Raw genomic sequence first — 7,446 nt, 5'->3', positions numbered from 1 at the left:
CTTGTGGTGCTGTAGTTGTTGAGAATAATTTCCTTGGAACGGAAATCGATCAGGTTAAGGCAGCTCAAGCACATGGAGCTGATGTACTTTCATGCACCGATGCTCCAGGTGGTGAAGCCTGTAAGCGAGGCGAAGCCGTTAATAAAGCTTATGCTGGGGCATTAGCGACAGGTACTGTTGCTTTGCTGCCAGGTAGCGCTCAGGCCTTATGGGGATTAGGCGCAGGTGCTAATGCCGGTATCAACTATCTGTCTGATGGAACTATAGACCCAACAACAGCTGTTATCGGTGGCTGGGTTAACGTGATCAGTGCCGGGAATAGTATTGCAGGAACGATTGGCTGGAATGCGGCTGGAGGTGCATTAGGAAACTGTCTTGAAGGGAAAGACCCAATTTCTGGTGCGGTAGTAAATGGCGCAGGTTCTCTTGTGGGTTATGGCGTTGGCAACGGCCTTAAATGGGGAGTTAATGCTGGCGCTAACTGGTGGAAAGGTGGCTGGGATCCCAAGTTTAACGCCGAGTTGAGACAGTTTACTGGAGTAAAAGGAGATTATGGTCTTTCAAAAGAAATGAAACCAAGCAATGTCCCAAGCTCGATTGGTGACATTGGTGGTAGTATCTCGTCAGAACTTGGAGGTAAGTATACAGAGTATAAAATGAAGCAAGCAGGAGATGGCAAATGAAAATACTAAAATACACTCTTCCTTTGGTTTTTTTTATAGCATTTAGTATGGTTTCGATTTTTCTGACAGGGATCGTTTTATATGCATGTGGGGAGGTTTTTTTCTTAGCATATAAAGGAATACCAATGTCTTTTTCATCGGATATTGTTTTGTTTTTAGGTAAAATAAGTATATGTATTGGTATTTTCGCCGGTGTAATGTTATGGATCGCCAATTTGCTAAAAAAATGACCGTCGCATTTTTCGTCGGAACGGTCGTTTTTTCCGTTTTAGTAAAGCGACGGGAAAAAGCGTCCAGTCACCGTTTACCCCGATGTTTTTCTTTGACGCACTCTTTTTTGGTCTGGGTAGTAAGCGAGACATGAACATTGCAGCATGTTCATTTATCGTCTTTTTAGTCAGTATCTGGGGATTAATTTATTTAAAATTAAGCACTCATTTTTGGGGAAGTCGCGAAAGTTATTTTGGTTTTGCGATCGCCGGAATTTTATTTCTGATTATGCATTGCCGCTATTGTGCAAAAAATGTCGTTATAAAAAATGATGGCCTGGCCCCCATGAGAGAGTTGATTAATATCCGGCGATCCGGCCTTACCAGCCCCTTTATATGGTTAAGCAGGGCCGGGTATCTGGGGTTCTTTATTGGCATGCTTCACTGAAGCGAGATGCGAAAAAACTGCCTCCGTGCCCATTGAGACTACCCCAGCCTCTCCACCCGCGTCTCCCCCTCCGCCATCGAAGCTGATACAGCGAAAACGATCGCTGCTTCTCAATCAACGTCGCCAGCTCCGGCGAGTGGCTGGTGAGCCAGATCTGCGAGTAGCGGCTGGCCTCGGCGATTAAGCTCGCCAGGGCGGGTAGCATCTGTGGGTACCTTCGGATAACTCCGCCGGTGTTGTCGCTGTAAAACACGCAGATGGGGAAGGCCAGGTCAAGGATACGTATCAGCTTTAGCGGCTGCGGCCACGCAGTCAGCGGTAGCCGACGGTGCAATCATTGTTCGCGACCAGGCTAACCAGAAGCAGGACGTCAGCACGCTCAGCCGTGACACTGGCCATGCCAACGGCAGCATCGACCCGATCTTTAACAAAGAGAAAGAGCAGAAACGCCTGCAAACCGCGCAAATGATTGGCGAAATCGGCAATCAGGTTGCGGATATTGCGCGCACTAACGGCAAGATTGCGGCCGCGGAAGCGGCCAACGAGAAGATGAAAACCGCGGGCAGCGATGCGCGTAACGCCGCCATCAGCCAGCTGAAAAAAGACGGTAAAGAGGTTACCGATCAGGCGATTCATGACCAGATGTACCAGACCTTCTATAACGAAGCGTTTAACCAGTCTGGCATGGGAACGGGGCAGAGCACCCAGCGCGCCATCACGGCAGCAACGGCGGCCATTCAGGCGCTGGCAGGTGGCGATATTAAAGCTGCGATTGCGGGTGGTGCCGCGCCGTATATCGCCAATGCCATCCCGGAGACGGATCTTAAGGGACGCGTGCTGGCCCATGCGGTTGTCAACGCCGCACTTGCAGCCGCTTCCGGCAGAGATGCGGCGTCCGCCGCAGCCGGTGCAGCGGTGGGTGAGCTTGTTGGCAAAATTGCGGTAGACAAGCTGGCCGGTAAGATTGCGGTTGACGGTTTTGGCAAACAGGTCAGCGAACTGAGCGAGGAAGAAAAACAGACGGTATCTGCGCTGGCGACACTGGCTTCTGGCCTGGCTGGCTTGTCGGAGACAGCAGTGCGAACGCGGTAGCGGCGGCTCAGGCGGGCAAGACGACGGTTGAGAATAACCTGATGGGTGGTGGAACAGAGGACGGGCAGGTAAAAGCGGCACAGGAGCATGCGAAAAATATCATGTCCTGCAGCACTGCCCCTGGTAGTGCCTCTTGCCAGAAAGGACTGGCGATGCAGGATGCGTTGATGGTAGCGCTGCCTGCCGGGCTTGGTGGCGGTTTACTGGCTGCAGCTACCCCTGAACTGGCCGCAGCAGCACAGGCGGTACTGGCAGGATGTCAATCGGCAGCGATACTTTGCCTGAATCAGGCGGGGATCCTGACTGCTGAAGTTGCAACCCCAGGCGGGGTGGGTGCTGCGGGGATCCTTACCGTCGGTAAGAATGCAGCAGAGATTGCAGCAGCAAAAGCTGAGGTTACGGCGGCGAGTTCCGCGAAGCCTGGCTGGTTGCAGAATGTTCAGGCCGGTAATAAGTTTAACGCAGAACAGTCTAAAAATTATCCGTATAATGAACTGTATGTAAACAAACCCAACGGAAACGGCTATTATCGTGTTGATTCATATAACCCGGCAACAGGTGAGATAGTGTCACGTAAGTTCACGCAGTTCTCTGATATCACTGAATCAACAGCGACTAATTACATCCGGGAGGCTGTGAATAAATACCCTGCAGGTGCAACCATTGCTAAAGTTCCATCAAGTGGTTCATTGGGCGGTGATGCGTTGCGTGGGACTAATATTTTAGAAGTTCCTCCTCAGGTAAAACCCATTCCACAATCGGTTTTGAATGCAGCAGATAAGGCTGGGGTGGTAATACGTGATACAAATGGGAAGGTTTATCAATGAAGCAAGATGTATTTTATTGTAAATCATGGTTTAGAGCAAAAAATAAACCAATTGATGTATGGCTAGAAAAGAAAGCATATAAAAAACATATGACTGGTGAGTCTTACACCGCACTCATTGGCTCAGAATCTACGCCATCATGTTTTATTGAAGTAATGAAAAATAAAGGATGGGTTGGGGTAAGTTTTTTAAATGAAAACTTGCAAGAGTATTTGCTATACAATTTTAAAATTCTTGATGATAATCGTTTGTTTTTATCAATGGCTGTTTATCGTGAATTTGCTGAACACGATGGCGAAGGTGCAGGTATATTAAATGTGTCGCATGGCACTACATATATCTTTAATGAAGATGGTAGTGCTGTGGTAAGAGAAGAACAGTTTAATCCCTATAAACTGGACGAAAGTCAAACAACGGTCGATGTAGCCGGAAATTATGAGCAGTTCCCCGAATTTGGAGAGTATGACTCTTTGATTCGAAAAGAACGCTAAAATTATTCAGCCAATTACAGACGCTTCTGAGGCGTGTGTCGTGACATCACGTCTTCATAGTGATCTGTTGGTGGGGTAGCAGATCCGGTGTCACGGCCGGGCGGTAGCGTCTGCGGGGCCAAAACGCTTAACAGCGCAAAAAGTTGCAGCAGCAGATGTACCTTAGCAAAAATAGCCTGCAAGCTACTGACTTAACTGGGAAAACTGTGTTGTTCCTGCCGGAATGCACAGGAAAGCGTTGTTGTTGAGAATAATTATCTGAGCCAGCCAGAAAAGACTGAGCTTGAGATAGCGAAGCGGAAACTGAACGACCCAGATCCGGCAGTACGTGAAGCGGCACAGAAGAAAGTTGCTGAACTGACGGAACTGAATATCAGTCGTGACCAGAAGGTGATTGATGCCTGTGGCAACGGCAAGGCAGACAGTGCGGGTTGTGCAACGGAAAGAGCGAAAGCGTATGCGGCGAAAGCCGGATATGAAACCGGGCCTTATAACTCGAAGTTCAGCCAGCAGTATCCGGATGCTTATGGCCAGCTAGTTGGCTTGTTAAACAGTACGACGCCTGATGCACAGAATCAGCAAAAGGTAACGGAAGGACTGGCTAACTACTTTATGACTGCCACGGGTGTGGATTATGATACGGCGCTGAGTTATGCCAAAACCAAGCAGGGAGCGGATATTATTCTTGCTTCTGTGGCGCTGGGGGCGAATTTACAGGCAGTAAATTCGTATCTGGTCTCAAAAGGTGCAGTTACAACGGCTAATGCGGCAAAGAGTACATCTACTGTCACCAAACTATCATATGTTGAAGAGCCTCCATTTAATCCTTCAGGGACGGCAGGTGCGGCGCAACCGTGGTCAACCAAAGGTCGTATAAAATATGTAGAACTTCGAACACAAGGTAAAATCCGCTTTGTTCCTGATAGCAATTACTCACCCAGCAATCCATTACCACGGGGGCCGAATAATGGCTACCTTGATAAATTCGGTAATGAATGGGTAAAAGGCCCATCGCGTACCGCAGGACAGGCTTTTGAATGGGATGTACAACTGTCACCAAAAGGCAAAGCTCAACTTGGCTGGGCAACAAGAGATGGTTCGCATCTAAATGTATCTCTTGATGGGCGAATAACACATAAATAAGCAAGGCAAGCATTATGGAAAATAAGATTGGTTTTTATCAGGAAGTGGAAATATCTCCTGACTGCAAAGAAACAAATAAGAAATACGCAGGTAAAAAAGGGGGGGTTATGGGGATAAGTGAAGAAGATGGAATACTTTATGGGTACTCAATAAAGCTTTATGACGAGGAATATCTTTTGTCCTTTGATAAAGATGAAGTTATCCCAACAGGGAAACAGTTTACGCAAGATGATTTTTATTAACTGAGTAGAGTCAATTCCGGCTTTCGCGCCGGGATCGTGTTATCAGCGGTTATACTTCCGAAACGCGACCAGGCTAACCAGAAGCAGGACGTCAGCACGCTCAGCCGTGACACTGACCATGCCAACGGCAGCATCGACCCGATCTTTAACAAAGAGAAAGAGCAGAAACGCCTGCAAACCGCGCAAATGATTGGCGAGATCGGCAATCAGGTTGCGGATATTGCGCGCACCAACGGCAAGATTGCGGCCACGGAAGCGGCCAACGAGAAGATGAAAACCGCTGGCAGCGATGCGCGTAACGCCGCCATCAGCCAGCTGAAAAAAGTCGGTAAAGAGGTTACCGATCAGGCGATTCATGACCAGATGTACCAGACCTTCTATAACGAAGCGTTTAACCAGTCAGGCATGGGAACGGGGCAGAGCACCCAGCGCGCCATCACGGCAGCAACGGCGGCCATCCAGGCGCTGGCAGGTGGCGATATTAAAGCTGCGATTGCGGCGGTGCCGCGCCGTATATCGCCAATGCCATCGCGAATGCCATCCCGGAGAAGGATCTTAAGGGACGCGTGCTGGCCCATGCGGTTGTCAACGCCGCACTTGCAGCCGCTTCCGGCAGAGATGGGGCGTCCGCCGCAGCCGGTGCATCGGTGGGTGAGCTGGCTGGTAAGATTGCGGTTGACGGTTTTGGCAAACAGGTCAGCGAACTGAGCGAAGACGGTATCTGCGCTGGCGACACTGGCTTCTGGTCTGGCTGGCGGGCTTGTCGGAGACAGCAGAGCGAATGCGGTAGCGGCGGCTCAGGCGGGCAAAACGACGGTTGAGAATAACACGCTGGGTATTGCACCTCCGGTTCCGGTGCCTGTTCCCGGGGTTCCGGTAAACCCGGGAGATCAGGTCACCAAAAACGCTAATGACAAAATAACGTTAGCTGTGGATGATCTGTTTGATGCAGTTGATAAAGCCACTCAGTGTAGCTTTGGGCGTGCATGTTCTTCGGATGATTCAGATCAGGGCTTGAAACCCAATGTAGCCGGAAACATGACGGATGATGAGAAGGCTGAATATGGTGGTGCTGGTTCAGGAACGCCGGGTGGCTGGGGACCGGAAGATGAAGAAAAAGCGCGAGCTCAGCAGGCACAAATTGAAGCCAAAAAGCAGGTTGAAAGCTTAGGCTATGATAGCAATAAGGTTTCTCACATTTTTGCTGATAAGCATCAAATGGATAAATTAGTTTCTGAGTTTGGCTCTCCAGAGGCGGCATTGGAAAGAATGCATGAAGCAGTACAGCCTTTGGCAAAGAATCCAGGCTCATATCAGACTGGTAGCTGCTGGGTGACCGTTAGGGTCGGTGGTAATGATGTAGCTGTAAAAGGTATTGTCATTAATGGTGAGTTCAGAATATCTACAGCAACGATGAGGCCGTTCTAATGAATTTAACCAAAGAAGAAATTTTTGCATTAACTTTTACTTTAAGAAATAAGTTAGATCTTTTAAAAATAGTACTTAATGAAGGCTGCGTAATTGAACGTAGTAAAACCGGTGTGGGTTTCTTTTCGACCATCAAGTTGCCACAAATTTTTACATTGGAAAATAATAAAGATAGATATTGGGAGCGGGGTTTTTTCCATAAAAAACTCCCTTATGGCGGGTGTTTTATGATTGCTGTAGAGGATGATAATTGTCTAGAGATTGAAGCAGTCGTATATGAAAGTGAATGGCCAGAACCTTTTGTTGAAGAGGATTTTTTTCCGCAATAAAGATGCCAATTATATATTGGAACAAGATGTACTTTGTTGCGCGATTGATGCCATCACAAGATTGAGTTGAGGTGGTCAACAAAAGCTGACCACAGATTTAGATTTTTTCCAGTATCGGTTTTCCGAGTCGTTTGGTGGTAACCCACCGTTATATTCATGCGGTCTGAGCGCGCTGTAATATCCAACGATATAGTTCGTTATTGCATGAGTTGCATCGCTAAAGCTTAGGTAAATTAAACAGGAGCCCCCGACAGTTAATCTCTTAACCGTCTGAGTCTCCTGACTCGCAGCCTGCACCTTTGCAGACTCTTTACCCGAAGGGGGCTTCGCTAGGGCGGAAGCGTCTGCGGGGCTAAAGACGCTTAACAGCGCAAAAAGTTACTGCGCCGGAAGTACAGCAGGGAAAACGACTATAACTCACGGAAAGGACAGGTAAAAACGTTGTCATTACAGCAATGTGCACAGGATCGAGTTGTTGTTGAGAATAACACGCTCAGCCCAGGGCATGATGAGGAAGAGTTTGAGAAGAGCATGGCGACCGGTTGCCAAAAGTT

At 48.4% G+C, this 7,446-nt stretch carries 8 protein-coding genes and 5 pseudogenes; 11 read left to right on the top strand and 2 right to left on the bottom strand.

The annotated features are described in order from the left end of the window. Window positions 1-5 precede the first annotated feature (5 nt). The 3 genes and pseudogenes from N6P30_RS08645 to N6P30_RS08635 form a co-directional block, all read left to right on the top strand. Window positions 6-683: pseudogene (locus N6P30_RS08645) on the top strand (hypothetical protein); the annotation flags it as partial. After that, entirely contained in the window at window positions 680-913 is a 234-nt protein-coding gene (locus N6P30_RS08640; protein ID WP_021242712.1) for a hypothetical protein, read from the top strand. The pseudogene N6P30_RS08645 and the gene N6P30_RS08640, both read left to right, overlap by 4 nt. 130 nt (window positions 914-1,043) lie before the next feature. Next, window positions 1,044-1,340: a hypothetical protein gene (locus tag N6P30_RS08635; RefSeq protein ID WP_225828743.1), complete on the top strand. Its 297-nt coding sequence runs from the start codon at window positions 1,044-1,046 to the stop codon at window positions 1,338-1,340. Window positions 1,341-1,378: 38 nt separating this feature from the next. Here N6P30_RS08635 and N6P30_RS08630 read toward each other — a convergent pair. Then, window positions 1,379-1,554: pseudogene (locus tag N6P30_RS08630) on the bottom strand (AAA family ATPase); the annotation flags it as partial. An 86-nt stretch (window positions 1,555-1,640) separates the two neighbouring features. Between N6P30_RS08630 and N6P30_RS08625 the strand changes: the two are divergent. From N6P30_RS08625 to N6P30_RS08585, 8 genes and pseudogenes are all read left to right on the top strand, one after another. Next, window positions 1,641-2,474: pseudogene (locus tag N6P30_RS08625) on the top strand (VENN motif pre-toxin domain-containing protein); the annotation flags it as partial. Next, window positions 2,474-3,259 carry a hypothetical protein gene (locus N6P30_RS08620; RefSeq protein WP_050488825.1) on the top strand — a complete coding sequence of 262 codons (786 nt, stop codon included), beginning with the start codon at window positions 2,474-2,476 and terminating at the stop codon, window positions 3,257-3,259. The pseudogene N6P30_RS08625 and the gene N6P30_RS08620, both read left to right, overlap by 1 nt. Continuing rightward, window positions 3,256-3,750, top strand: coding sequence for a hypothetical protein (locus tag N6P30_RS08615; RefSeq protein ID WP_023326401.1), 495 nt, complete (start codon window positions 3,256-3,258; stop codon window positions 3,748-3,750). The genes N6P30_RS08620 and N6P30_RS08615 overlap by 4 nt, the downstream gene beginning before the upstream one ends. 195 nt (window positions 3,751-3,945) lie before the next feature. After that, window positions 3,946-4,893 carry a polymorphic toxin type 17 domain-containing protein gene (locus tag N6P30_RS08610; protein ID WP_325817561.1) on the top strand — a complete coding sequence of 316 codons (948 nt, stop codon included), beginning with the start codon at window positions 3,946-3,948 and terminating at the stop codon, window positions 4,891-4,893. A gap of 14 nt (window positions 4,894-4,907) precedes the next feature. Then, a complete protein-coding gene (locus N6P30_RS08605) occupies window positions 4,908-5,135 on the top strand; it encodes an Imm31 family immunity protein (protein ID WP_023326403.1) in 228 nt (75 codons plus the stop codon). Window positions 5,136-5,195: 60 nt separating this feature from the next. Continuing rightward, window positions 5,196-5,969, top strand: a pseudogene (locus N6P30_RS08600) (VENN motif pre-toxin domain-containing protein); the annotation flags it as partial. Window positions 5,970-6,065: 96 nt separating this feature from the next. Next, window positions 6,066-6,563, top strand: a complete 498-nt coding sequence (locus N6P30_RS08590; protein WP_210949424.1) for a hypothetical protein — start codon at window positions 6,066-6,068, stop codon at window positions 6,561-6,563. Continuing rightward, entirely contained in the window at window positions 6,563-6,892 is a 330-nt protein-coding gene (locus tag N6P30_RS08585) for a hypothetical protein (protein ID WP_058673566.1), read from the top strand. The genes N6P30_RS08590 and N6P30_RS08585 overlap by 1 nt, the downstream gene beginning before the upstream one ends. A gap of 75 nt (window positions 6,893-6,967) precedes the next feature. On the opposite strand, the pseudogene N6P30_RS08580 reads toward N6P30_RS08585, so the two are convergent. Next, window positions 6,968-7,123: pseudogene (locus tag N6P30_RS08580) on the bottom strand (IS110 family transposase); the annotation flags it as partial. Window positions 7,124-7,446: the final 323 nt, after the last annotated feature.

The sequence above is a fragment of the Enterobacter sp. PL1 genome, assembly GCF_945957325.1.
GTDB classification, from domain to species: domain Bacteria; phylum Pseudomonadota; class Gammaproteobacteria; order Enterobacterales; family Enterobacteriaceae; genus Enterobacter; species Enterobacter roggenkampii.
Note: the sequence above shows the minus strand (reverse complement) of the source record. Positions and strands in the feature narration are given on the sequence as shown.